General features: G+C 74.2%; 17 protein-coding genes and 1 pseudogene. 4 read left to right on the top strand and 14 right to left on the bottom strand.

All coding sequences use genetic code 11. The annotated features are described in order from the left end of the window. Nucleotides 1-246: 246 nt before the first annotated feature. From FHD63_RS16815 to FHD63_RS00605, 6 genes and pseudogenes are all read right to left on the bottom strand, one after another. Nucleotides 247-1,947: pseudogene (locus tag FHD63_RS16815) on the bottom strand (glycosyltransferase); the annotation flags it as partial. Beyond that, nucleotides 1,935-2,846, bottom strand: a complete 912-nt coding sequence (locus FHD63_RS00625; RefSeq protein WP_139719251.1) for a WcbI family polysaccharide biosynthesis putative acetyltransferase — start codon at nucleotides 2,844-2,846, stop codon at nucleotides 1,935-1,937. The gene FHD63_RS00625 and the pseudogene FHD63_RS16815, both read right to left, overlap by 13 nt. Then, the gene (locus FHD63_RS00620) at nucleotides 2,843-3,961 is read right to left on the bottom strand and encodes a glycosyltransferase family 4 protein (protein WP_139719249.1); all 1,119 of its coding nucleotides are present in this window, start codon (nucleotides 3,959-3,961) and stop codon (nucleotides 2,843-2,845) included. The genes FHD63_RS00625 and FHD63_RS00620 overlap by 4 nt, the downstream gene beginning before the upstream one ends. Next, nucleotides 3,958-4,734, bottom strand: coding sequence for a glycosyltransferase family 2 protein (locus FHD63_RS00615; RefSeq protein WP_202978398.1), 777 nt, complete (start codon nucleotides 4,732-4,734; stop codon nucleotides 3,958-3,960). The genes FHD63_RS00620 and FHD63_RS00615 overlap by 4 nt, the downstream gene beginning before the upstream one ends. Beyond that, nucleotides 4,667-6,019 carry a hypothetical protein gene (locus FHD63_RS16200; protein ID WP_202978397.1) on the bottom strand — a complete coding sequence of 451 codons (1,353 nt, stop codon included), beginning with the start codon at nucleotides 6,017-6,019 and terminating at the stop codon, nucleotides 4,667-4,669. The genes FHD63_RS00615 and FHD63_RS16200 overlap by 68 nt, the downstream gene beginning before the upstream one ends. Next, the gene (locus FHD63_RS00605) at nucleotides 6,016-7,257 is read right to left on the bottom strand and encodes a glycosyltransferase (RefSeq protein WP_139719245.1); all 1,242 of its coding nucleotides are present in this window, start codon (nucleotides 7,255-7,257) and stop codon (nucleotides 6,016-6,018) included. The genes FHD63_RS16200 and FHD63_RS00605 overlap by 4 nt, the downstream gene beginning before the upstream one ends. 262 nt (nucleotides 7,258-7,519) lie before the next feature. Here FHD63_RS00605 and FHD63_RS00600 point away from each other — a divergent pair, with 262 nt between their 5' ends. Next, the gene (locus tag FHD63_RS00600; protein WP_139719243.1) at nucleotides 7,520-8,764 is read left to right on the top strand and encodes an FAD-dependent oxidoreductase; all 1,245 of its coding nucleotides are present in this window, start codon (nucleotides 7,520-7,522) and stop codon (nucleotides 8,762-8,764) included. Nucleotides 8,765-9,244: 480 nt separating this feature from the next. Here FHD63_RS00600 and FHD63_RS00595 read toward each other — a convergent pair whose 3' ends face one another. The 8 genes from FHD63_RS00595 to FHD63_RS00560 form a co-directional block, all read right to left on the bottom strand. Next, nucleotides 9,245-11,083, bottom strand: coding sequence for a glycoside hydrolase family 3 protein (locus tag FHD63_RS00595; protein ID WP_139719241.1), 1,839 nt, complete (start codon nucleotides 11,081-11,083; stop codon nucleotides 9,245-9,247). Continuing rightward, nucleotides 11,080-12,636, bottom strand: coding sequence for a glucoamylase family protein (locus tag FHD63_RS00590; RefSeq protein ID WP_139719239.1), 1,557 nt, complete (start codon nucleotides 12,634-12,636; stop codon nucleotides 11,080-11,082). Before FHD63_RS00590 ends, FHD63_RS00595 begins: the two co-directional genes overlap by 4 nt. Before the next feature lie 38 nt (nucleotides 12,637-12,674). Continuing rightward, the gene (locus FHD63_RS00585) at nucleotides 12,675-13,496 is read right to left on the bottom strand and encodes a carbohydrate ABC transporter permease (protein WP_139719238.1); all 822 of its coding nucleotides are present in this window, start codon (nucleotides 13,494-13,496) and stop codon (nucleotides 12,675-12,677) included. Between the two features lie 3 nt (nucleotides 13,497-13,499). Further along, nucleotides 13,500-14,459: a carbohydrate ABC transporter permease gene (locus FHD63_RS00580; protein WP_139719236.1), complete on the bottom strand. Its 960-nt coding sequence runs from the start codon at nucleotides 14,457-14,459 to the stop codon at nucleotides 13,500-13,502. 4 nt (nucleotides 14,460-14,463) lie between these two features. Continuing rightward, nucleotides 14,464-15,756 (bottom strand): extracellular solute-binding protein, encoded by a 1,293-nt coding sequence (locus FHD63_RS00575; protein WP_139719234.1) that lies wholly within the window; start codon nucleotides 15,754-15,756, stop codon nucleotides 14,464-14,466. Between the two features lie 77 nt (nucleotides 15,757-15,833). Next, nucleotides 15,834-16,841: a LacI family DNA-binding transcriptional regulator gene (locus FHD63_RS00570; protein WP_139719232.1), complete on the bottom strand. Its 1,008-nt coding sequence runs from the start codon at nucleotides 16,839-16,841 to the stop codon at nucleotides 15,834-15,836. Between the two features lie 54 nt (nucleotides 16,842-16,895). Beyond that, complete coding sequence (locus tag FHD63_RS00565; RefSeq protein ID WP_238705714.1) at nucleotides 16,896-18,347, bottom strand: sulfatase family protein; 1,452 nt, start codon at nucleotides 18,345-18,347, stop codon at nucleotides 16,896-16,898. A 119-nt stretch (nucleotides 18,348-18,466) separates the two neighbouring features. Then, a complete protein-coding gene (locus FHD63_RS00560) occupies nucleotides 18,467-19,999 on the bottom strand; it encodes a long-chain-fatty-acid--CoA ligase (RefSeq protein WP_139719228.1) in 1,533 nt (510 codons plus the stop codon). A 137-nt stretch (nucleotides 20,000-20,136) separates the two neighbouring features. Here FHD63_RS00560 and FHD63_RS00555 point away from each other — a divergent pair, with 137 nt between their 5' ends. From FHD63_RS00555 to FHD63_RS00545, 3 genes are read left to right on the top strand one after another with little or no spacing between them, the layout of a single operon-like run. Further along, the gene (locus FHD63_RS00555; RefSeq protein ID WP_139719226.1) at nucleotides 20,137-20,400 is read left to right on the top strand and encodes a hypothetical protein; all 264 of its coding nucleotides are present in this window, start codon (nucleotides 20,137-20,139) and stop codon (nucleotides 20,398-20,400) included. Next, a complete protein-coding gene (locus FHD63_RS00550; protein WP_139719225.1) occupies nucleotides 20,397-22,649 on the top strand; it encodes an alpha/beta hydrolase in 2,253 nt (750 codons plus the stop codon). The genes FHD63_RS00555 and FHD63_RS00550 overlap by 4 nt, the downstream gene beginning before the upstream one ends. Beyond that, entirely contained in the window at nucleotides 22,646-23,188 is a 543-nt protein-coding gene (locus tag FHD63_RS00545) for a hypothetical protein (protein ID WP_139719224.1), read from the top strand. The genes FHD63_RS00550 and FHD63_RS00545 overlap by 4 nt, the downstream gene beginning before the upstream one ends. The last annotated feature ends 12 nt before the right edge of the window (nucleotides 23,189-23,200 follow it).

Here is a 23,200-nt window from a genome sequence, read left to right as displayed (position 1 = left end):
CAGCCAGACCCCCACGTCGCCCTGTCGCAGCACCGACTCCACCGCCAGCACGACCTGGCCGTCGGTCCAGCCCCGGGCGTCGAGGCTCACGACGACGTCCGGCTGCGCGAAGGACCAGCCACGACCGCGCACCAGGGGGTGCGGCAGCAGGCGGGCCAGGCGGGTGGTCTCGGCGTTCTTGACCCCCGCCAGCCCGGTCCCTGCGCCTGCCGCGCGGCCGGCGACGTCCGGGCCGTCGTGCCACGCGACCGCGTCCGGAACGTGCCGGAGGGCCGCCCCCGCCAGCCAGCACCGCCACGCGAACTCCCAGTCCTCCCCGCCGTAGCCGGTGAGACGGCCCTCGAACCCGCCGACGGTGTCGAGCACGGCACGGGACACCCCGAGCACCGCACCGATGACGAAGCGGAACGAGGTGTCGTCGGCGGCCCGCAGGTCCTGGGTCTGCGCATACCCCTCGGCCAGCCACTGCGGCGCCGGCAGCTCGGCGGACGGGGGCCAGGGACCGTGCCCGCGCAGGTCGGCGTGCCGGCGCCGTCCGACCGCGAGCGTCGGCCGGTCCAGGCACGCCCGCTGCAGGGCGGCGACGTACCCCTCCTCCGGCACGGTGTCCCCGTCGAGCAGGACCACCACCCGCCCCGTGGTCGCCCCCAGGCCGAGGTTGCGGGCCGCCGCGAGCCGGAAGCCCTCGTCGGGCTGCCGCAGCACGCGGATCCGTCCGACCGCCCCGTGGGGGGCCACCGGCAGCGTGGGCGGTCGGGGCGAGCCGTCGTCGGCCACCACCAGCTCCAGGCCACCCCGGACCCCGGTCTGGGCGCCCAGGCGCTCGACGATCAGGTCGAGCATCTCCTGGTCGCGGTAGTACGGCACGACGACGGAGACCGCCGGCTCGCGGGCCGGCCCCGCCACGCGACGTCCGGCCTCCGCCCAGCCGGGCCCGAGGCGGACGTCACGGGACAGCCAGGTCGGGTCCGCCCCGTCCGGCGAGGACGCCTCGACCAGGGCGTCGGCGAGCACCTCGGCGAGCCGGTCCTCGGTGACCGGCTGCACGGTCCCGGGCAGCCGGGCGGCGAGCTCACGGGCATACCTGGAGTCGAGCAGCACCGGCCGTCGTCCCGCGGCGAGCCAGGTCGCCACCGAGCCGGACGCGGACACGTGCCGGTGCGCCGCGACCGGCACCGTCGCCGCGGCGAGCAGACCCGGCAGCCGGTCGTCGGGCACGTAGCCGGTGGTGTGCCAGCGCACCCCCGCGTCCCCGGCCCGCGCGGCCAGCTGCTCCAGCAGGTCCTCGTGGCCCTGCGACGCACCCCCGAGGTTGACCACCTCGACCGCTCTTCCCCCGAGCCGGGGGTCCCGGGCCGCGAGCGCCGCGGCGTCGACCACCTCCTCGAGCCCCTTGCCCGGGTAGACGAACCCGAGCGTGACGACGGTGAGGGGCCCCGTCGGGGTGCCCGGCGGACGGGGGGCGGCGCCGGCGTCGGGCTCGACCGGCAGCGGCACGACGAGGGTGCGGTCCAGGACCGCGGTGGCCGCGTCCGGCCGGGCCCGGCGCAGCGCCGCCGCCAGCAGCAGCCGCTCGTGCGTGCTCGCCACGACGACCGTGTCCGCGGAGGCCGCCAGGCCGGCGTAGAGCTCGCTGCGCGCCCGACGGTGGCGCCCGTCCGAGCGCTGCGGCAGGTCGTGCAGCACCAGCGTCAGCCGGGCCGCCCCCCGCAGCACCCGGCGCCACTGCTCCAGCCCCTGGTCCGGCGAGGAGGCCAGCAGCCGGTCGGTCACCTGCGCGACCACCACCCGGCCGGTGAGGGCACCGTCGGCGAGCTCGTCGAGCCGGGCGCACCGCAGCAGCTCGGCCTCCCCCAGGTGGGGGTGGACGCCGAGCCCGTGCCGCACGACGCCGTGCCCCTCGGGCCCGGGCACCAGGTGGACCAGCGGCGGCGTCACCCGCGCCATCCCCACCTCCGCAGCAGGTCCTCCTTCTTCGCCATGCCGACCTCGACGACCCGCGGGTGGCGGGCGTAGAACTCCCGGTGCGCGGCCCCCACCTCGTCGTCGGAGACCGCCTCGCCGTCGACGACCCAGCCTGCACGGGGCTCGCCCCGCAGGTCGAGCGCCTCGAGGACCCCCTGCGACAGGGGGGTGGCCACGGAGGCGAGCAGGACCCGCCCCGGGTCCTGGACGCCCGCCCCCGCACCGGGTCGCACCTCCTCGAGCACCCGCCCGGCCAGCGCCAGCAGCACCGCGTTGCCGGGGTGGTCGACGGTCCGGCCCGCCTCGGCCCCGGCGGCGCGGACGACGTCGCTGATGCGCAGGCTCCCCTGCGCGTGCTCGCGCCGCTCGAGCTCGGCCAGCGAGTCGGCGGCGAGCTCGCGCACGAGTGCGGGCGGCGCCTCCCAGGGGCCGTCCCACCCGGCGGCGCGGGCCAGCCGCCGCACGTCGTGGTAGGGCACCACGGGCGGGTCCTCGACGTCCGGGTGCCGCACCAGCACCTGCTCGGGGTAGAGCCCGGTGAAGAAGTAGTTGGGCGCGGCCACCACGCGGGCCGGCGGCCGCAACCGCGCCGCGACCTGGGCGGTGCCGAGCGGCATACCCCGGTAGTCGTCGGCCACCGACTGGGCGACGAGCACGTCGACCCACGTCAGCAGGCGGTCCAGGTGGGGCAGGTCCGCCTCCTCCAGCTCGTGCACCGGTGGCATCCGCACGGTGTCCAGGGCGCCGGAGGTGTCCAGGGCGACGCGCAACGCCTCGGCCTGGCAGTTGCCGAAGACCGCGAGCCTCGGTCGCCCTGTCGCGGGCAGCTCCTCCAGCCCGTAGAAGCCGCCGTAGTGGCGCCGCCGTCCGTCGTCGCTCACGGTGGGTTCCCTCCGTCGATCCGTCGTCCCTCGAGGACACCGGCATACACCTGGGCGTGCCGCCGCGCCAGCTCGGACCGCTGCGCGGACCGGGACGCACGGCCGGGGCGGGCGGGTGGTCCGGACGCGCACCGCGCGAGGAGGTCCACCAGGCGCGACGCGGACGGTGCCCGGTCCGGCGGCCCCCAGGTCCTGAGCATGTCCGCGCCCTGCTCCTCGAGGTGCCCGACCTGCGGGGCGAGCACCCAGGTGCCCAGGTCGCGGCACGCCTCGACCCAGCCGGAGTGCGTGGCCCAGGCGTAGGGGAGCACCGAGACGTCCAGCGCCTGCAGGGCCGTCCAGAGTTCCTCGTCGTCCAGGCGCGGGCCCACGAGGACCTCGACCCCGGGCGGCGGGTCGTCGAGCAGCCGGCGCAGCAGCCCGGCGAGCTCCGCGTCGTGACGGGGGAAGCCCGGGTCCAGGACCTCCGGGTGGGCCCGGATCTCCAGCACGGCGGGGCGCCCGGTCCGTCCCGGCAGGTGCGGCAGCGCCTCGAGCAGCGCCGGCAGGACGCGCAGGGGCGCCAGATTGGTGCGCAGGCTCTTGAGGTGCAGCCCGACGCGCAGCTCCTCGTGCACCGGGCGGGGGCCGTCGAGCAGGTCCAGCGGGACCACGTGCGGGTGCGGCAGGACGAGCGGCCGGCGCCCGTGCTCCTGCTCGACGCGGCGCGCCGCCCCCTCGCTGAGGGTGAGCAGGCCGTCGGAGCGCTCGACGAGCAGCGCCAGCTGGTCCCGGTGGTGCGTCTGGTCGTGGAGGTGGGGGTGGTCGACGTCGTGGACCGTGTGGACGAGCGGCAGCCCCAGGTCGCCGAGCGCGTCCAGCCAGGAGCGCAGCTCGGGCAGGCTGCGCCCCTCCACCCCGAAGTGCACGTGCAGGACGTCCTGCTCGCGCGCGTGCGCGCGCACCCACCCCTCGTCCAGCGCCGGGTGCGGCCACCACTGCCCCGGGGGCGCGCCGGGCACCGGTGGGTCGGGCAGCACGGTCACGGCGGGCGGCGCCGCGCTGGCCGGCGGCGCCTGGACGTGCTCGACGTAGGGGTGGGCGGCGGGGACGTGCCGCACCCGCACGGCGCTCACCCGCTCACCACCCAGCGCCCGGACCGGTCCTGCTCCGCCAGGCCGAGCCGCCGGAAGGCCTCGAGCCACCCCTCCATCGGCCACCACCCCCAGCGGTCGGCGAAGACGCCCGCGTTGCGCACGACCGACTCCAGGTGGGTCACCGGCGGGGAGGAGGACGCGTGGTGCTGGTGGTAGGCGGTCGCCCCGCCGATCCACGCGAGCGTCCCGCCCCGCTCGCCGATGAGCTGACCGAAGTCGGTGTCCTCCCCGCCGTACCCGACGTAGTCGGTGCAGAACCCTCCCACGGCCTCCAGGTCGTCCGCCGTGGTCGCGAAGCTCAACGACCAGAAGCGGGTGAGGTCGGGCTCCCGGCGCTGCTCCCCCGCCGGCAGCCGGACCCGGTCGGGCCGGTGCTCGCCCAGCCGGGCGAGCTCGGCCGGGTCGTCCCACCCCTGCGGCCGGGGTGGCAGGTAGGCCACGTCCCCGCCCAGGACCAACGGCGCCGCGCCGGGCCTCGGACCCGCCAGCGCCGTCGCATAGGTCTCGACCGTGCGGGGTCCGGGTATGCAGTCGACGTCCAGGAAGACGAGGGTGCGGGCCCCGTGCCGCACCGCCGTGGCGGCCGCGGTGTTGCGGGCCAGCGCGAGCGGCAGCCCCCGCGGGTCGGCCTCGACCTCGACGACGAGCAGCCGCGTGGTGGTGGACCCGTCGGGGCGCGGGCCGTCACCGCGGACGTCGGGCCGGTCGGGCTCGTCCGGCCCGTCGTGCTCGGCCCAGGCCTCGCGCGCCACCCGGGCGACGTCCGGGTCGCCGATGGCCGCGACGACGTGCAGGTCCGGCCGGCGCGACCCCGTCGCGAGCCCGGCGACCTGACCGCGCAGGTGGTCGTGCCGACCGTGCGCGAGGGTGAGGACCGCGACGCTCATGCTCCCCGCCCCACGCCCTCGCCGACCACGGCACCCGGGGTGGTGCCGGGTCCGGACCCGTCGCCGCGGGCGCGGCGCGCCAGCGAGTCGGCGAGCGCGTCGAGGTGGCCGGCGGCGGTGGCGGCGGCACCGTCCGTCCCCCAGCGGGCCCATCCGGGCCCACCGAGCTCGAGGGCGCGGGAGAGCAGACCGGGCCAGCGGGCGCCCTCGGGCCACCCGTGGCCCGTCGCGGCGATCCCAGGAGGGACACGGCGGCCGCCGTCGCGACCTGCTCGTCGAAGGGCCGCTCCTGGGCGAGCACGACGGCCGGTCGTCGGGCGAGCGCGACGTCGGCGACCGCGCCCTGACCGCCGTGGCACACCACGACGTCGGCCCGGGACAGCTCGGCCGAGAGGTCCGGCGACGACGGGTGCCCGCCGCCACGGACCACCCAGGTCCACCCGGGGGTCGCGGACCGCGCCTCCTGGAGCTGCTCGGGGCGCAGCGGCTCGCCCCCGTGGCCCCACAGCACCAGCACCTGGCGACCGCTCCCGCCGCTGCCCGTCGTCACCCCCGCCGCTGCGGGCGCGAGGGTGCCGTCGGAGGAAGGCGCGGCGTCGGCGGAGGGCGCGGCGTCGGAGGAGGGCACCGCGTCGGGCATCGCGCTGATGCCGCCGACCTCCCAGGTCTTGACCCGCCACCGCGCGGGCCAGTCCTCCAGCGGGTGGGCACCGGCGGGCCAGGGGGCGAGGACGGCTTCCGCCACGTCGTAGGCCAGCGCGTGCACCGCGTCGGCGCGTCGCCCCGGCATACCCCCCACCACCACGGGCACGCCGCACAGCCGCGCCAGCAGGCTGACCTCGACGGACACGTCCACGACGAGCAGCTCGGGGCGGTCCTGCTCGAGCCACGCGAGCAGCTGGGCGTGCCGCCGCAGCAGCCCCCGGTGGTGCAGGGGCACCCAGTGCAGCACCCCACGGGCGGTGACGTCCGCCCCCTCGGGGTCCACGGCCGGGTCGTCGTCCCGGGCCAGCTCGACCCAGTCGCCCGGCCAGCCCTTCGGGGCCGGACCGCTGCCCAGCCCGGTGACGTGGTGCCGGGCGCGGCGGGCCACGGCGGTGGCGCGGCGCCGGTGGCCCGACCCCTGGTGGTGCAGGTAGTAGCCGATCACCGGCCGGGCTCTGCCTCGGCCTCGGAGAGGGCCAGCGACCCCACGGTCCGGGGGTGCGCGGTCCGCTCCATGGTGGCGCGCTTGCGCCGCCCCACGCGCTGGGCGACCCTGCCCGTCCCCCGCGGCTCGCGCAGGGAGCGGCGGCCCAGCCGCGTCGCGGACTCGTAGACCCGCTCGAAGCGGTCGACCATGACGTCCACCGAGTGGTGCTCCAGGGCGTGGGCGCGGGCGAGCGGGCGCGACAGCTGCAGCACCTCGCCCAGCAGCGCGGCCCCGCTGCGCACCAGCTCCTGCTCCGTGAGGGGTCGCCCCGTCCGGTCCTGCACCGGGACCAGCCGGCCGACCTGCTCGCCCACGACCTCGCCGAGCCCGCCCCGGTCCAGCGCGAGCACGGGAGTGCCGCAGGCCAGCGCCTCGGCGGCCACGAGACCGAAGGGCTCGTCCCAGACGGGGGTGACCAGCGCGGCCGCGCTGCGCCCCACGAGCGAGGCGAGGTCGGCGGTGCACAGGTGCCCGGCATACGTGATCCCCTCCCCCAGGAGCGGCCACAGCACCTCGCGCGCGTAGGTCTCGTCGGAGAGCGGGCCGGCCAGCACGAGCGGCAGGCCGGCGCGGCGGGCGATGCCGACCGCCAGGTGCGGTGCCTTCTCCGGGGTGATCCGTCCGGACCAGACGAGGGCCGGGCCGCCGGGGCCCGGGCGCCACTCCCGGGTGTCGATCCCGTTCGGCACGAGCTGGGGGCGGACGAGGTCCGACCACGCCCGGGCGGTGTGCCGACTGACGGCGGTGACGACCGGCTGACGGCCCGGTATGCCCTGGGCGGCCCGCAGCGCCGACTCCAGCCACGGCGTCGGCGGGGTGTGCAGGGACAGCACCGTGGGGGCGGGCAGGAGCGGCGCCATGGCCACCGGGAGGTGGTGCAGGGCATGGGTGTGCACGACGTCGACGTCCGTGCGCTGGGCGAGGTCCATCATGAGGCTGAGGTAGGCGTGGTGCTGCTGCATCCAGCCCGGCTCGGGCATGGAGACGTCCGCCTGGGCCGCGGCGCTGAGCTGCAGGGTCTGGGGCCACAGGTAGTCCACCCCGGGGAGCTCCTGGCTGCCGGGTGCCGCGAACACGCTGACCCGGTGCCCCCGCCCGACGAGGCCCGAGACGAGGTGTGCCGTGAGCGACTCCAGGCCTCCGGCGAAGGGCTCGGCCAACGGGTGCCGGGCGTGGGCGACGACCACGACGTGCATAGCGGAACCTCCAGTTCTTCGTGTGGGCGACGTGACGTGGGCATGCGCCTGCGCCGGCATGCTCGACCATCGAACGTCAGTCTGGACAATAGGACGAGACATCGCTCCGCGCCGTCTGGACCGGCACCTCCCCCGTGGGGGTGGGTGTCGACGTGGGCGGAGCGGGGGCGGCCGGGGGCGGCCGGGGCGGGGTCCCACCACGACATCGGGCCGGCCCCCACCACGACATGACGTGCGACCTGCGCGGTCCTATCGTGAGGGCATGTCCTCATCTGTCGAAGTCGTCGTCGTCGGAGCCGGACTCGCCGGGCTGACGTGTGCCCGCACGCTGCAGGCCGAGGGGGTGGGCGTGCGCGTGCTCGAGGCGGGTGACGCCGTCGGGGGGCGCATCCGCACCGACGAGGTCGACGGCTTCCTGCTCGACCGGGGGTTCCAGCTGCTCAACCCGGCCTACCCGGCGCTGCGGCCCCACGTCGACCTCGACGCCCTGGACCTGCAGCCGTTCCGGGCCGGGCTGGCCATCCGCAGCGAGCGGTCCGAGTCGCTGCTGGTCATGGCCGACCCGCGCCGCGAGCCCCAGCTCATCGGGCAGACCATGCGCTCGGGCAAGCTGCACCCCGCCGCCCTGGGTGCCCTCGCCCGCTGGGCCGCGCCCGCTCTCGGCGTGGACTGGGCCCTGCGCAACGACCGGGAGGACGTCACCCGCCGGGAGTCGATGGACCGGGCGGGCCTGCAGGGGCCGCTGCGCCGGGTGGTCGACACCTTCCTCTCCGGCGTCGTCCTGGAGGACGACGGCAGCACCTCGACCGCCTTCGTCCACATGCTCACGCGCATGTTCGCCCGGGGGAAGCCGGGGCTGCCCGAGCGCGGCATGCAGGCACTGCCCGAGCAGCTGGCGGCCGGGCTGTACACCCCGGTGGAGCTGGGCACCGAGGTGGTCTCGGTCGGTCCCGGACGGGTGGAGACGGCCGGGGGCGAGCAGATCACCGCCGACCTCGTGGTGGTGGCCACCGGGGCGGAGGCCGCGGCGGCCCTCACCGACCGGACCACGTCCCCGGGCAAGGGGATCACCACGCACTGGTACGCCGTCGACGAGGCACCGACCGACCTGGCGCTGCTGGTCATCGACCAGCGGACCGCGCCCGGCCCGGTCATCAACACGGCGGTGCTCAGCAACGCCGCCCCGTCCTACGCCCCGCCCGGGCGGCACCTGGTCGAGGCCAGCAGCCTGCTGCGCCCCGGGCAGGAGCCGGTCACCGATGCGGAGGTCGCGGCCCAGCTCGCCGGCATCTACGGCGTGCCGACCGACGGTTGGCAGCTGCTGCGCCGTGACGACATCCGCTACGCGCTGCCCGCCCAGCCGGCCCCCCTGCACGTGCGGGAGGCGCTCGAGGTCGAGCCGGGGCTCATCATGGCGGGTGACCACCTGGACACCGGATCGATCCAGGGCGCCATGGTGTCCGGGCGACGCGCCGCCGAGGGCTACCTCCAGCGTCGCGCCGCCTGAGGAGGGCTCGGCCGACCGGAGCGGTCGGGTGCCGGGCGCGGTCGCCACACGCGTCTCCCGCGCCCCCGTGGCCCCACCGTGCGGGGACGTGCACGCACCCCCGGGATATATCCCGCGCGTGTGTCGACATCCCCGCACGCAGGTGTCGGTGTGGCTGCTGTGACCGACGGGATGCCCACCAAGGGTGCTGCCCGACGACGGCATGCCCACCCGGGGGCGCTGCCGACGACGGCACGCCCACCGAGGTGCAGCCGACGACGGCATGCCCACCTGGGATGCCGATGACGGCATGCCCGCCGGCGTGCTGCCGATGACGGGCGAGCTCCTCGGGCATCGGGGCCACCGCCGGCGCACGGCCCGCCACCCGTGGTGGCTGCGGGTCGTCGTCGCGACCCGCAGCCACCACGCCCCTCCGTCTGGGTGGCCCGTGGGACGGCGCGCGGCAGGCGGCGCGCCGGCGTCCTCAGGGGTGGAGAGAGCTCACACCCGCGCACCGAGGCGTATGCCGTGCCCGCAGGGCAGCAGCGGGTCGCCCAGCCCCGGCTGGTCGGGGTGGTGGGCGCGCACCTGCTCCATGGAGCGCGGCAGGTCGAAGGGCAGCCGGCCCCGGGCCTCGCCCTGCAGGGCGCGGACCAGCGCGGGTCCGCCGCTCCCGTAGCTGCCCACCACCGCGTCCACCGCGTCCATCACCGGCCCGAGGACCGCGGGCCGGTCCAGGGTCACGTCGACGACGACCGGGCAGTGCTCGCGGATGCGGCGCAGCCGCACCGGCAGCCCCGGCGGGAACTCCAGCGAGCCCTGGTGGAACCACGCCTCGAGGAAGAGGTCGGAGCGGGGCTCGTGCGGGGCGGCCAGCCGGATCACGGCCAGGTCGGCCTCCTCGGGACGCTCGACGACGCGCCCCAGCGCGGCGGCGTCCTGCGCCGAGATGCCCTCGACGTAGACGGCACGGTCGGTGCCGGTCAACGGCAGCAGCCCGTCCTCGTCGGCGAGCACGGTGACCGACGCAGCCTGGGCCGCCAGGCCCGCCTCGACCACCGCGGGGGTGCCGACCCGTTCGTCGGCCAGGCCCTCGTCGACATAGGGGTCGTCGAACAGGCCGAGCTGCATCTTGACGAGCAGCAGCCGCCGGGCCGAGACGTCGATCCGCTCCTCGCCGACCCGGCCGTCGGCCACGAGACCGGCGAGCACCTCGACGCACTCCTCACCGCCGAACTGGTCGCAGCCGGCCTCCAGGAGCAGCTCCATCCGGCCCGCCGCGTCGAGGTGCTCGACGCCCCACGCGCGGGCGGGCAGCACCTGGTCGCCGACGTGGTTGTCGTTGACCAGCTCCCAGTCGGTCAGCACGACGCCGTCGTAGCCGAGCTCGTCCCGCAGCAGCCCGGTGACGATCCGTCGGTTGAAGCCGAAGCCCACCTCCGGCACGGCCTCGCCGTCCAGCTGCAGGTCGACGGGCATGCCGTAGTAGGGCATCATCGCCGCCACGCCGGCCTCGATCGCCGGCAGGAAGGGCGCCAGGTGGTCGGCGAAGTGCCCGCCGCCGTAGACCTGCTCCCGGCCGTAGGGGAAGTGCGCGTCCTCCCCGTCGGCCTGCGGCCCGCCGCCGGGGAAGTGCTTGGCCGTGCAGGCGACGCTGCCCGGTCCGAGCTCGCCGCGCTGCAGCCCCTCGAGGAACGCGAGGCCCAGCTCGGTCACCACCTGCGGGTCCTGCCCGAAGGTGTGCAGCTGCCGTGCCCACCGGGGCTCGGTGGCGAGGTCCAGCGTCGGGTGGAGAGCGGCCCGGATGCCGACCGCGACGTACTCGGAGCGGACGGCCTCGGCATACTCCCGGCACACCTCGACGTCCCGCAGCGCGGCGACGCCCAGGGGCTCCGGCCACTGGGAGAACGCGCCGGCCGAGAAGCTGGCGCCGGCGTTCTCGCTGAAGCCGTGCCGGGGGTCGGTCGAGATGGTGACCGGTATGCCGTGCGGCGTCTCCTGCGCCAGGCGCTGCACCGCGTTGTGCCAGCGGGCCGCCTCGTGGGCCGGGCCGAGCTGGTGCACGTTGAAGTGGTTGACGCCCTTGTCGACGACGACGTGCCGGGTGCCGGTCTTGCTGATCGCCCCCGGCCCGTCGAGGACGGCGCCACCCGGCCCGGTCTCGATGACCGTGTGGAAGAGCAGCCCGATCTTCTCGTCCAGGCTCAGCCTCCCGAGCAGGTCGTCGACCCGCTCGGCGTCCGAGAGGCGCGGGTCCTCGAAGGGGTCCATGACGCCGTTGTGGTTGAGGTCGCGGTAGCGCACGCCCTCCGGTCCGGTGCGGAAGCCCTGGTCACTCATGCGCTCGCACCGAACTCCTCCATCGCGAGCACCGGGCGCAGCGTGCGCTCGGCGGCGCCGGTGCTGAAGTAGCGCTGCAGCAGGCCGTCGCCGAGGACGTTGCCGAGCGCCCCGAGGATCATCGCCTGGTCCAGCGAGAGGTAGCGGGTGGCGACCTGGCCCGAGCTGGTGTTGACCGCGTCGTAGAAGCCGCCCGGCCCGTAGGAGGCGAAGTCGGCCTCGATCGCCGCGAGGTTGTCGTAGGACTCGGCCGGGGCGTGCATCATCGCCAGGAAGGCCGCGTGCGGGGTGACGACGCCCTGGCCGTAGTCCGGCTCGGGCTGCCCGTGCACGCGGTCGGTGCGCTCGACGTCGGAGAAGTAGCCCTCCGGGTTGAGGCCCAGGGCGTCGACGCCCCACTCCGCGTAGCCGCCCGCCGGGTGGCTGGCGGGCGAGAAGCCCCAGTAGCCGTACTCCGCCAGCCCGTGCGCGGCCTGCACCGCGACGTGGTTGGGGTGGTTGCGGCCCCAGGAGTCCGGCGCCCAGGTCTCCTCGGGCACGAAGATGTTGGGCATGAGCTCCTCGAACATCGAGCCGCCCCAGCCGGGGACCGTGCGGTGCCCGAGGTAGTCGTGGGCGCCCTCGAAGACGTCGACCCCGAGGTAGGTCTCCCACCGGCCGACCGGCGGCATCTCCGGCCAGGTCCACTCCGGCGGGAAGGTCCGCCACGCCTGGAAGTAGGCCTCCGGCGGGACCTGCCCCTTCATGATGCCCAGGTAGGTGGTGATCCGGGTCTCGGACACGATGGTGTCGTAGTGGTGGTCGGCGGTGTACCAGACCGGCGTGCCGGCGTCGATGAGGTCGCGGGCCTCGGTCCGCGGCGGGGCGTCGAGCCGGGTCGGCTCCTCGAGGTAGAAGCCGCCGTAGTTGAGGTAGGGCTTGCTGAAGGTCGGGTCGGCGAAGACGTCGAAGCGCATCCGGTCGAAGAGCTGACCGGCGAGCCGGGCGTTCGCCCGGTCGGCGTTGCGGACGACGAGCAGCGCGGCCCCCAGCCAGGAGGCGTCGATGCTGGAGACGAACGGCACGACCGGGTCGCCGCTCTCGGGCCAGGAGTAGATGACCGAGCCGTCCCGCGGGTCGTACCAGTTGAAGTACATCCCGCTGGCCTCGTGGTGCTCCATCCCCTGCAGGGTGCGCAGGGTGCGCCGGATCCTGCGCGTCGCCTCACCGGGGGTGATGAGGCCGAGGTCGCGCGCGACGACTGCCGACCAGAGGTAGCCGCCGATGTTGGTCGGCGAGGTGTAGACGCCCGGGGTGGACAGGTCGCCGGTGATGTTGTCGGACACCAGACCCGTCTGCTCCGGGGTCATCGCCACCATCGAGGCCCAGGTGTCCTTCGTCCACCGCATCAGGGTGGCGGCGTCGGTGCCCTCCGGCGCGGGTCCGGGGCGCCGGGGCCCGCCGGGGGCGGCGACGGCGGCCGAGGGCGCACCCAGGGCGACCCCGCCGGCGAGGCCGCCGGCCAGGACGGCCCGCCGGGAGAGAGAGGTATGACGTGCGTCGAGCGGGTGCATCGGTGCTCCTTCGTGGGGGGTGGAGGGGTGCGCGGGACTCACTTGATCCCGGTCGTGGCGATCCCTTGGATGAACCGCCGCTGGAAGATGAGGAAGACGACGAGCACGGGCAGGACGACGATCGTCGCGCCGGCCATGAGCAGGCCGTACTGCTGCTCGTTCTGCCCGGTGGAGTAGAGCGCGAGCGCCACCGGGAGGGTGTAGGTGTCGTTGCTCTGGGCCACCACGAGGGGCCACAGGAAGTTGTTCCAGCTGCCCAGGAAGGTGAGGATCCCGAGCGTCGCGAGGGCCGGGGTCAGCAGCGGCAGGATGACCTGGAAGAAGATCCGGAACTCACCGGCCCCGTCGATCCGCGCGGCCTCCACGAGGTCCCGGGGCAGCCCGAGGACGAACTGGCGCATGAGGAAGACCCCGAACGGCGCCACGAGGAAGGGCAGGAACAGCCCCGGGAGGGTGTCGACGAGGCCGAGGTTGGCCACGAGGACGAACAACGGCACGAAGGTGACGACACCGGGGATCATCAGGGTGCCCAGGATGAGGGCGAAGATGATCTTCCGGCCGCGGAAGCGCAGCATCGCCAGGGCGTAGCCCACCATCGAGCAGAAGAGCAGGTTGCCCGCCGTGACCACGACCGCGACGATCGTGGAGTTGCTGAAGTAGGTCCCGAAGGACAGCCGGCTGAAGAGCTGGCTGAAGTTGTCCAGCGTCGGGTTCTGCGGCCACCAGGTCGGGGGGATCTGCCGCAGCTCGGCGTTGGTCTTGAACGACCCGAGGACCATCCAGGCGAACGGGGTGATGACCAGCACGAGGGCCACCGTGAGCAGCACGTAGAGCCACCAGCGCGAACGGGTGCCGATCATCGCTCAGTCCTCCTTCTCGGAGAGGAAGCGGAACTGCAGCGCGGTGACGATCGCGATGACGAGGAAGATGAGGTAGCTCAGCGCCGCGGCATACCCGTAGTTGCCGAAGCTGAACTGCTGGTAGGTGTACATCGACGCGGAGATCGTGCTGTTGAGCGGACCGCCCTGGGTCATGACGAAGGGCTCCTCGAAGAACTGCAGGTAGCCGATCGCGGTGGTGACCGAGACGAAGAGGATGGTCGGCCGCAGCACCGGGACGGTGACGTTGCGGAAGCGCTGCCACGCGTTGGCCCCGTCGATCGCCGCCGCCTCGTGCAGCTGCTGGGGCACGGCCTGCAGCCCGGCCAGGAAGATGATCATCGCGGTGCCGAAGTTGCGCCACGTCGCCATGGCGATGAGCGAGGGCATGGCCCAGGTGGTGGACCCGAGCCAGTTGGGCCCGTCGATGCCGACCCAGGCCAGGACGGTGTTGACCAGGCCGCTGTCCGGGTTGAGCAGGAAGCGCCACACGACGGCGACCGCCACGATCGAGGTGATGACGGGGGTGTAGAACCCCAGCCGGTAGACCGCCCGGAAGCGGGTGATCCCGGTGTTCAGCGCGATCGCCGCGGCCAGCGCGATGGTCATCGTCAGCGGCACCCCGACGAGCACGAAGTAGGCCGTGTTGAGGGCGGCCTTCCGGAAGACCGGGTCGCCGAACGCCTTGGCGTACTGCTCGAAGGCGACGAAGTTCACCTGGAACGGGGTCCGCAGGTCGCGGTTGGTGATGTCGGTGACCGAGAAGAAGACGGACTGGATCACCGGCCAGGCGGTGAAGACGCCGAAGAGGAGCAGGAAGGGCAGCGTGAGCAGCCAGCCGGCGCGCTCCTCGCGCGACGCGCCCGGCGGGCGCGAGGAGCGGGCCTTCCCGGCCTCACGGGTGGGTGGCGCGCCGCGGCGGCGCGTCCCGGTGACGGCGGCCACGGGCTTACTGCCCGGTGCCGATGGACTCCGCCTGCTGCTGGGCGGTCTGGACGGCCTCCTCGCCGGACAGGTCCTGCTTGGCGACCTTCTCCATCTCGGCGTCGAAGGCGGCGGCGACCTGCTCCCACGTGGGGAACGACGGCGGTGCCTGCGCGGTGGTGAGCTGCTCGCCGAACTTCGCGAGCTTCTCGTCCTCGGTCAGCGCCTCGTCGTCCCAGGCGGCCTGGACCGAGGGCAGGGCGCTGGTCATGTCGTACCACTCCACCTGGGTCTCCGGCTGGGTGAGCCAGTCGACGAGAGCCCAGGCGGCGTCACGGTTCTCGGTGTCGGCGAAGACCCCGAGGTTGGAGCCGCCGATGAAGGAGCTGGACTCCCCGCCGTCGGCGGTGGGGATGGGGGCGACGTCGTACATCGACCCGAAGTCCTCCTCGCCGCCCTCGGCGGCGAAGTCCTCGACCAGGCTCATCATCCAGGGCCCGGAGACGAACATCGGGACGCTGCCGTCGGTGAAGGTGGCCTCGGTCTGGCCCTCCGGCGGGTTGGCGTCGGAGATCTCCTCGTCGAAGAAGCTGCCGAAGTAGTCGACGGCCGCGACGGTCTCCGGGGTGTCGAGGGTGTAGGCGTCCTCGGTCGCGATCTGCGCACCGCGGGACCAGGCGAAGGGGACGACCGTCTGCCACGAGCCGGTCTGCCCCGGCTGCAGGCTGATGCCCCAGTCGACCCCCTCCTGCTCCTGCATGGCGGCGGCCATCTCCTTGAAGCCCTCCTGGTCGGTGGGCACCTCGTCGTAGCCGGCCTCGGAGGCGATGTCGGTGCGGTAGTAGACCATCCGGGTCTCGACGTACCACGGGACCCCGTAGGACGTGCCCTCCACCTCGATGGTGCCCTGCGCCCCCTCGAAGAACTTCGAGGTGTCGATGGAGCCCGGGGTGGGGTCGAGGGCGTCCATCCCGGCGAACTCGCCCATCCAGGTGGTGCCGATCATCGCCACGTCCGGCGTGGTGCCGGCGGTGATGGAGTTGACGAACTTGTCGTGCGCGGAGTCCCACGGGACGGGGGTGACGTTGATGCTCACCTCGGGGTACTGCTCCTCGAAGCCGGCGACCAGGTCGGGCAGCGCCTCCCCCTCGGCACCCATGGCCCAGACCTCCAGCTCGCCGGACAGGTCGTCGGTCGAGACCGCCTCGCCGGTCTGGGGGGCACCCGCGTCACCCGCTCCGCCGTCGTCCCGGCCGCATCCCGTGAGGGCCAGCGCGGTCGTGGTGGTGAGGGCGACCAGCAGGGTGGTACGTCGCATGAGGACTCCTTCGTCGTCGTAAGCGCTTACATAGCGTTGTGCCGAACATACACCGGGTTCTCACGACGCACAAGGGGTCAGGCGCAGCCGCAGGACTGGCGGAGCACCAGCCGGGTCGGCAGCACGTGCTGCTCGGGGGCCGAGTCACGGTCCTCCAGCAGGGCCCGCATGCGCACCGCGACCTCACGACCCAGCTCGCGCACGGGCTGGCTCACCGTCGTCAGCCCGGGGGTGACGTAGCGGGCGGCCATGACGTCGTCCCACCCGGTGACGCTGATCCGCCCCGGCACGTCCACGCCCGCCGCGAGCAGCCGCTGCATCACCGCGAGCGCCAGCTCGTCGTTGGCGCAGACCACGCCGTCGGACGCGATCCCGCCGTCGACCAGGAGGGAGGCCACCCGGGGACCGTCGTCCTCGCGGAAGGTCGCCGGGACCGGCTCGGCCGGGATGAGTCCCGCCGCCTCGTGCGCGGCGACGAAGCCGGCATACCGCTCCCGGACGTCGTCGGCGAACTCCGGCGACCCGACGAAGCGCAGCGAGCGCCGGCCGTGCACGTCGATGAGGTGCCGGGTCAGCTGCTCGGCGCTGCTGACGTTCTCGGTGCTGAAGCTCTCGACCGAGGCCTGGTGCCGGTCGGCCAGGACGAGCACCGGCAGCTTGGCCCGCACCGCGGCGACCGTGCCGGGGGACACCGGGACCGCGCCCATGAGCACCATCCCGTCGACCCGGCCGGCCAGCCGACGCACGAGCAGGTCCACGTCCTGCTTGCCGTGGGTCAGCAGGACGACGACGCTGGCACCGCCCTCGGCCGCGCCCTGCTCGTAGCCGGTGAGCAGGTCGGCGTAGTAGGGGCCGCGCAGCTCGGGCAGCACCAGGCCGTGGGCCTCGTGCGACTTCACCGCGAGCGAGCGAGCGGCACCGTCCGGGACGTAGCCGAGCTCCTCGACGACCGCGAGCACGCGGTCACGGGTCGAGGCACGCACCTCGCCAGGGCGACGCAGCACCCTCGACACGGTCGCGATCGAGACCCCCGCGCGCTCGGCGACGGAGTAGATCGTGGGGCGTCGCCCCGTGCCCTCCACCATCGGCCCTTCCTCCCGCCGGCCTGCCCGGACTCCCCGGAAGGCTACCGCCCGACCTCAGCGCAGCAGCCGGGGCACCGGCTGGCTCGGGTGCGGCTCGTCCCCCAGCTCGGCCTGGGCCCGCCACATCCGGGCCTCCAGCTCCTCGCGCACGTCCGCGTAGCCGGGGTCGTCGGCGACGTTGCGCAGCTCGGCGGGGTCGGCGCGCAGGTCGTAGAGCTCCCACTCCGGCTCACCGGGTCCGCCGGTCGTGCCCGGCAGGCCCAGGGGGTCGTTGTAGTAGTAGACGAGCTTGTGCCGCTCCGTGCGGTAGCCGTAGTGCGCCGGTGCGTGGTGGTTGCCGTCGGCGTGCTCCCAGTAGCGGTAGTACAGGCCGTCGGCCGGGGGCGGGGCGTCGCCGCCGACCAGGTCGCGCCAGAAGCTGCGGCCCTGCATCCGGGGGTGCGCGGGGACCCCGCACGCCTCGAGGATGGTGGGGGCGAGGTCGACGTTGGAGACGATCCCGTCGTGGACGCCACCGCCCGGGAGACCCCGTGGCCAGGAGAGCACGAGGGGCATCCGGATCGACTCCTCGAACATCAGCCGCTTGTCGAACCACCCGTGGTCGCCCAGGAAGAAGCCCTGGTCCGAGCTGTAGGCGAGCACGGTGTCGTCCAGCTCGCCCCGCGCGGTGAGGGTGTCCACCACCCGGCCCACGCTCTCGTCGACCGCCTGCACGCAGCGCAGGTAGTCCTCCATCCAGCGCTGGTACTTCCACCGGGTGAGCTCGGCCCCGGCGAGGTCCGTCGGCGGGTCGACCTTGAGGTCCTCGGCGGTGAGGTGCTCCGCGACGCTCATCCACACGTCCCGCACCGCCTGCGACCGACCGGTGTGGTCGTCCTCGAAGGTCTCCGGCAGCGGGACGGGGTCGGTGAAGAGGTCGGTGTGCCGGGGCGCCGGCACCCAGGGCCGGTGCGGGGCCTTGTGCCGCAGCAGCAGGCACCAGGGCTCGTCGCCGTCCAGGGAGTCCAGCCACCCCAGGGCGAGGTCGGTGAGCACGTCGGTGGCGTAGCCCGGCTCGGTGCGGGTGCCCTCCGGGCTGACGATGGTGGGGTCGACGTACTCCCCCTGGTCGACGAGGATCTCCCAGTGGTCGAAGCCCTGCGGCTGGTGGGCCGGGCCCTCGCCGAGGTGCCACTTGCCGACGAGGCCGGTGCGGTAGCCCGCCTCCTGGAGCAGCGACACGAAGGTCGGCTGGCTCGGGTCGATGGGCGTCGAGAGCGTCCGCACCCCGTTGACGTGGCTGTAGGTGCCGGTGAGGATGCTGGCCCGGCTGGGCGTGCAGAGCGAGTTGGTGACGAAGCAGCGGTCCAGCCGCACCCCTCGCTCGGCGATGCCGTCGATGTGCGGGGTGGTGGTGATGCGGGACCCGTAGGCCCCCACCGCGTGCGCCGCGTGGTCGTCGGTGAGGATGAGCAGGATGTGGGGGCGCCGCGCGGGCTCGCCCGGGGTATGCCGGTCCGTCGTCACCCCCACGACCCTGCCCCACGCCCGCCGTCTCCCGGCCCCGAGGTCCACCATCGGCCGCGAGGAGGGGGCTGACGGATGACCTGGGGGCCGACGGTGGACCAGCCGGACGAGGGAGGCCGTCAGGCCCCGTCGCCGCGCAGCTCGCGCTTGAGGATCTTGCCGGTGGCCCCCTTGGGCAGCTCGTCGATGACGGTGACCGTGCGGGGGTACTTGTACGGCGCGACCTGCTCCTTGACGTGCCGCACGAGCTCGGCCTCGTCGGCCTGCGCGTCCGGGGCGAGCACGACGTAGGCCGCCACCTCCTCGCCGAGCTCGGGGTGCGGGACCCCGACGACGGCGGCCTCGGCGACGGCCGGGTGCTCGTAGAGCAGCTCCTCGATCTCGCGCGGGTAGACGTTGAGCCCGCCGCGGATGATCATGTCCTTCTTGCGGTCGACGATGACGTAGTAGCCGTCCTCGTCACGGCGGGCCAGGTCGCCGGAGTGGAACCAGCCGTCGCCGTCGATCGCCTCGGCGGTGGCGTCGGGTCGGTTCCAGTAGCCCTTCATGATGTTCTCCCCGCGGATGCAGATCTCCCCGACCTGCGGGTCGTCCTCGCTGCTGGCCCCGACCTCGGCGCCGTCCGGGCCGACGAGCCGCATCTGCACCCCACGGATCGGCGTGCCGATGGAGCCGGCCTTGCGCTCGGCGTCCGGGTGGTTGAACGAGGCCACCGGCGAGGTCTCGGAGAGCCCGTAGCCCTCGAGGATCGTCGCGCCGAAGGTCTCCTCGAACCTCTTCATGACCTCCAGCGGCAGGCTGGCCCCGCCAGAGATCGCGGTGCGCAGGGTCGACAGGTCCGGCGGGGTGGCCGCGGCACCCGCGGCGGCGAGCATCGCGCCATACATCGTCGGCACCCCCTCGAAGACGGTGACCCGGTCGCGCTCGATGACCTCCAGCGCCTTCGCCGGGTCGAACCTCGGGATCATCGTCAGGGCCGCCCCGGTCGCGAAGGCGGTGTTCATGCCGCAGGTCATCCCGAAGACGTGGAAGAGCGGCAGGCAGCCCATGACGACGTCCGAGGAGTCGAGGTGCAGCAGGGTCTCGGTCGTCGCGAGCTGGTTGGACTGCAGGTTGTCGCAGGTCAGCTCCGCCCCCTTGGGGCGGCCGGTGGTGCCGGAGGTGTAGAGGATGACCGCGGTGTCGTCACCGTCGCGGGGCACGACCTCCTCGACCGGGTCCACCGCGTCGTCCCCGTGGACGTAGGAGCTCAGGCCCTCCGGACCGACGGTGAGCAGCCGGGTGCCCGTCGCCCCGGCCGCGGCGGCGGCGTCCTCCCCCGGCATCGCCGCGAGCAGCGAGGCGCCGGAGTCCTCGAGGTAGAACTGGATCTCGCGCCGCTTGAACAGCGGGTTCATCGGCACCACGACCGCCCCCAGCCGCAGCGCGGCGTAGTAGAGGACGGGGAAGGCCGGCACGTTGGGCAGCATGAGCGCCACCCGGTCGCCCTCGCCGACCCCCTGGGCCCGCATCCACCCGGCGAGCTGCCGGGCCGAGTGCTCGACCTCGTCGTACGTGAGGACGAGGTCGTCCAGGATCACCGCCCGGGCGTGCGGCTGGGCCTGCGCGGTGGCGGCCAGGTTGTGGGCGAGGTTCGCGCTGGCGCTGGTCATCGTCGACCTCCTGCGGTGGGGTGGGACCCTGATCGTCCCAAACGCCCGACCTCGTGTCCTGTCGGCGACGCCGTCCGCCACCTGACGAGGAGCCGTCGCCCGCTCGCTCCGGTATGGTCTGCGCCGAGGGAGGGGTCATGCCACGGGTCGACATCGACGCCACGAGGGAGGCCGCGCGCGAGCTGGGCGACGGCGGCGCGGCGCTGGGGGGCGCCACGGGTGACGTCGCGGTCGCCGAGCTGGCGGGGGCGCTGCGCGGGACCTCCACCGCGGCCGTGCTCGCCGAGCTGCAGAGCACGGCGCGGCTGCGCCTGACGGACGCCGGCCGCGAGCTCGCGACGCTGGGCGAGGGGATGCAGACGCTGGCCGACCACGCCGCGGATGCCACGGGCGGGCGATGAGCCTCGACATCCCCGGCTGGATGGTCGGTGAGGGCGACCCCCTGCGGACCGCCGCCCGGGGCCTGCGCTCGGCCGCGGACGTCGTCGACGACGAGCGGGTGGGTCTGCGACGCACCCTCGGGCAGGCGGCCGCCGCCCTGGGGTGGGAGGGCCAGATCACCGACCGGGCCGACGAGGCCGCCGACCCGGCGCAGGACGGCCTGCGGACCCTGCAGGAGGACCTCCGCGCCGCCGGCGGCGCCCTCGACGGGCTGGCCGGGGCCCTCGACGAGCACGCGCCGACCCTGCGCGAGGTGCAGCGCGACTGGGACGCGCTGCACGCCGACCTGCCCCGCACCGAGGTGACGCACTACACCGGCGAGACGATCGAGACGGTCGACTGGGCGGAGGTGCGGCGGCGGGAGGGCACCCTGCGGGACCGCGCCGAGCACCCGACGGAGATGCTGCGGACGGCCGACCGCGGCTGTCGCGACACCCTCGCCCAGGTCCGCGCCTCCCTGGCCGCCCTGAAGCCCGGCTCCTCCACCGCGAGCTTCACCCGGTCCCAGGCGCCGGAGGGGACCTGGCAGGTCTTCCGGGACCACGGCCTGGTCGACACCGCGGCCGACGAGGCGCTGCTCGCCCGCATCGCCCGGGCCGGGGACCCGGACGCCGTGCGCGCCCTGCTCGACGAGCTCGACCAGGAACGGCTGGCCGGCTTCCTGCAGCGCAACCCGCACGTCATGGCCGCGCTGACGACGGACCACGAGCCGCGCGACGCCGACGACCCGGTGCTGTCCGGCCTGTGGGCGGCGATCGGTGAGCTCGAGGACGGCCAGGTCGCCGACCCCCACGCGATCGAGGGCATCCGGGAGTACTGGGCCGGGTTGAGCCCGCTGGAGCAGCAGCGGATGCGGCTGCTCCACCCGGCGCTCATCGGGAGTCTGGACGGCATACCGGTGGAGCACCGGGCGGCGGCCAACCGGTTGCTGGTCGAGAGCGCGATCGACGTCGAGCAGCAGCGGCTAGCGGTCCTGCAGGCGATGCCGGACAACGCCGCGACCCGCCAGGAGGCGCTCGACGCGCTGCCCGGGTGGTATCCCGACTGGCTGGGCGAGACGATCCTCGAGGGTCTGATGGGCGAGGACGCCCAGACGCTGCTCCACGACTTCCGGCTGCGGGACCAGGAGGTCGAGCGCTCCCTCGCCCGGCTGGAGCTCTACGAGGGGCTGACGGAGCCCCTGGAGCGTCCCCGCTTCGCCGACGTGGAGGACGCCGTCGGGGCGGTGCTGCCCGCTGATGCGCGGGCCGTCCTGCTCTTCGACCCCCGTGGGGACGGTCGGTATGCCGAGTGGCACGGGGAGCTGGACAGCGAGAACGTCGGGATCTTCGTGCCGGGGACGACGACGGACCTGTCGAACATCGGCAGCTACGTCGACCGGGTGCAGCAGCTCGCTGAGGACCCCGACACGAGCAGCGTGACCTGGATGGGCATCGACGTGCCGAACTCGGTGGCCTCCGACGCCACCCAGACGCGCTGGTCCGAGGACGGCGGGCAGGCGCTGCTGCGCTTCGTCGAGGGCCTGGGCATGGCGGACCGCACGGTCACCGCGGTCGGCCACTCCGCGGGAGGCGGGATCGTCGGCTTCGCCGACGTCTACGGCATGGACGTGGACCGCACGATGCTCGTCGCCCCCTCCGGCTCCGGTCTGGGGCTGCACCGACCGCTCCCCTGGCCGCTCGACCCGTGGGGCGAGCAGCCCTCCACCCCGGACACATACCCACGGCAGACCTGGGACGGCCATGACCGGGACGTCCAGCGCTTCACCCAGACCGCCCCGGGCGACAGCATCGCCGTGGCCCAGGCCTCGGAGGACGTGCGCTGGTGGGTCGGCCTTCCCGAGGACTGGGGGCATGGGGACAACCCGAACAGCTCCGACCAGTTCATCCGGCTGGAGACCGGGCGTTGGACAGAAGGGGAGCACGCCGGAGAACGCCTGGAGGGCTTCGACGCGCACAGCCACGTGGTGACCCCCGGGACGGACGCATGGACCAACATCGTCGGCGTCATCACCGGCGGTGAGGTCATCCCTTACCGGGAGGACGGCGACTGGATCGGCCCGGACAACGTCTACGACGAGCCGGACTACCCTGGCACCGACCCCGTCCCTGTCGACGATCTGGAGTCCCCGTGGGAGCAGTCGCAGCCCGAGATCATGGCGCCCGGCCCGCTGGACGGCAGCTTCGGGCAGGGAGGGGAGCCCGCGTGAGGTTCCTGGGATCGGTGCTCACGCTGGCCGCGGTGACGCTGGCAGGATGTCAGAACCTGGGTGGTGCGACCACCCCGGAAGGCTCCACGACGACGGAGGAAGCCAGCGTGAGCGGAAGCGCCGACGAGGCAGCGGCGAGGGAGCAGCAGCCCCGCGTCCGGGAGATCCTGCAGGACCTGTGGGACCAGTTCGACCTCGAGGACAAGCCACCGTTGGAGGACAAGCCCGGAGAGGGGACCATCCGGGCGTGCACACTGGACGCCAAGTCCGACATCTCGGCCTGGGCCGAGGGGACACAGCTGCGCGTCTCGGAGGAGGCGGACCCCGAGCTGGAGGCCGAGCAGGCGCAGCTCGTCCGTGACTGGCTCGACGCGAACGGCTGGGAACGTCTCGACAACCCGGCACCCGACTCCAGCCCGGTGACGTACCACCGCAACGACCAGGGGTTCACGGTCACCGTCGCACCGCAGCTCGACGCCCGCGTCAACCTCGACGTCGAGTCACCGTGCTTCGACGGACAGGGACAGCGCGTCAGGTGATCCCACCAGACC

The sequence above is a fragment of the Serinicoccus chungangensis genome (assembly GCF_006337125.1).
Lineage (GTDB): Bacteria > Actinomycetota > Actinomycetes > Actinomycetales > Dermatophilaceae > Ornithinicoccus > Ornithinicoccus chungangensis.
The sequence above is the reverse complement of the archived record's forward strand: the minus strand, read 5'-3'. Positions and strand labels throughout refer to the sequence as shown.

What these genes read in the sequence shown, in the direction of transcription:
- FHD63_RS00605 (WP_139719245.1), bottom strand. Translation starts at nt 7,257, where the DNA reads ATGCACGTCGTGGTCGTCGCCCACGCCCGGCACCCGTTGGCCGAGCCC.
- FHD63_RS00600 (WP_139719243.1), top strand. Translation starts at nt 7,520, where the DNA reads ATGTCCTCATCTGTCGAAGTCGTCGTCGTCGGAGCCGGACTCGCCGGG.
- FHD63_RS00595 (WP_139719241.1), bottom strand. Translation starts at nt 11,083, where the DNA reads ATGAGTGACCAGGGCTTCCGCACCGGACCGGAGGGCGTGCGCTACCGC.
- FHD63_RS00590 (WP_139719239.1), bottom strand. Translation starts at nt 12,636, where the DNA reads ATGCACCCGCTCGACGCACGTCATACCTCTCTCTCCCGGCGGGCCGTC.
- FHD63_RS00585 (WP_139719238.1), bottom strand. Translation starts at nt 13,496, where the DNA reads ATGATCGGCACCCGTTCGCGCTGGTGGCTCTACGTGCTGCTCACGGTG.
- FHD63_RS00575 (WP_139719234.1), bottom strand. Translation starts at nt 15,756, where the DNA reads ATGCGACGTACCACCCTGCTGGTCGCCCTCACCACCACGACCGCGCTG.
- FHD63_RS00570 (WP_139719232.1), bottom strand. Translation starts at nt 16,841, where the DNA reads ATGGTGGAGGGCACGGGGCGACGCCCCACGATCTACTCCGTCGCCGAG.
- FHD63_RS00560 (WP_139719228.1), bottom strand. Translation starts at nt 19,999, where the DNA reads ATGACCAGCGCCAGCGCGAACCTCGCCCACAACCTGGCCGCCACCGCG.
- FHD63_RS00555 (WP_139719226.1), top strand. Translation starts at nt 20,137, where the DNA reads ATGCCACGGGTCGACATCGACGCCACGAGGGAGGCCGCGCGCGAGCTG.
- FHD63_RS00550 (WP_139719225.1), top strand. Translation starts at nt 20,397, where the DNA reads ATGAGCCTCGACATCCCCGGCTGGATGGTCGGTGAGGGCGACCCCCTG.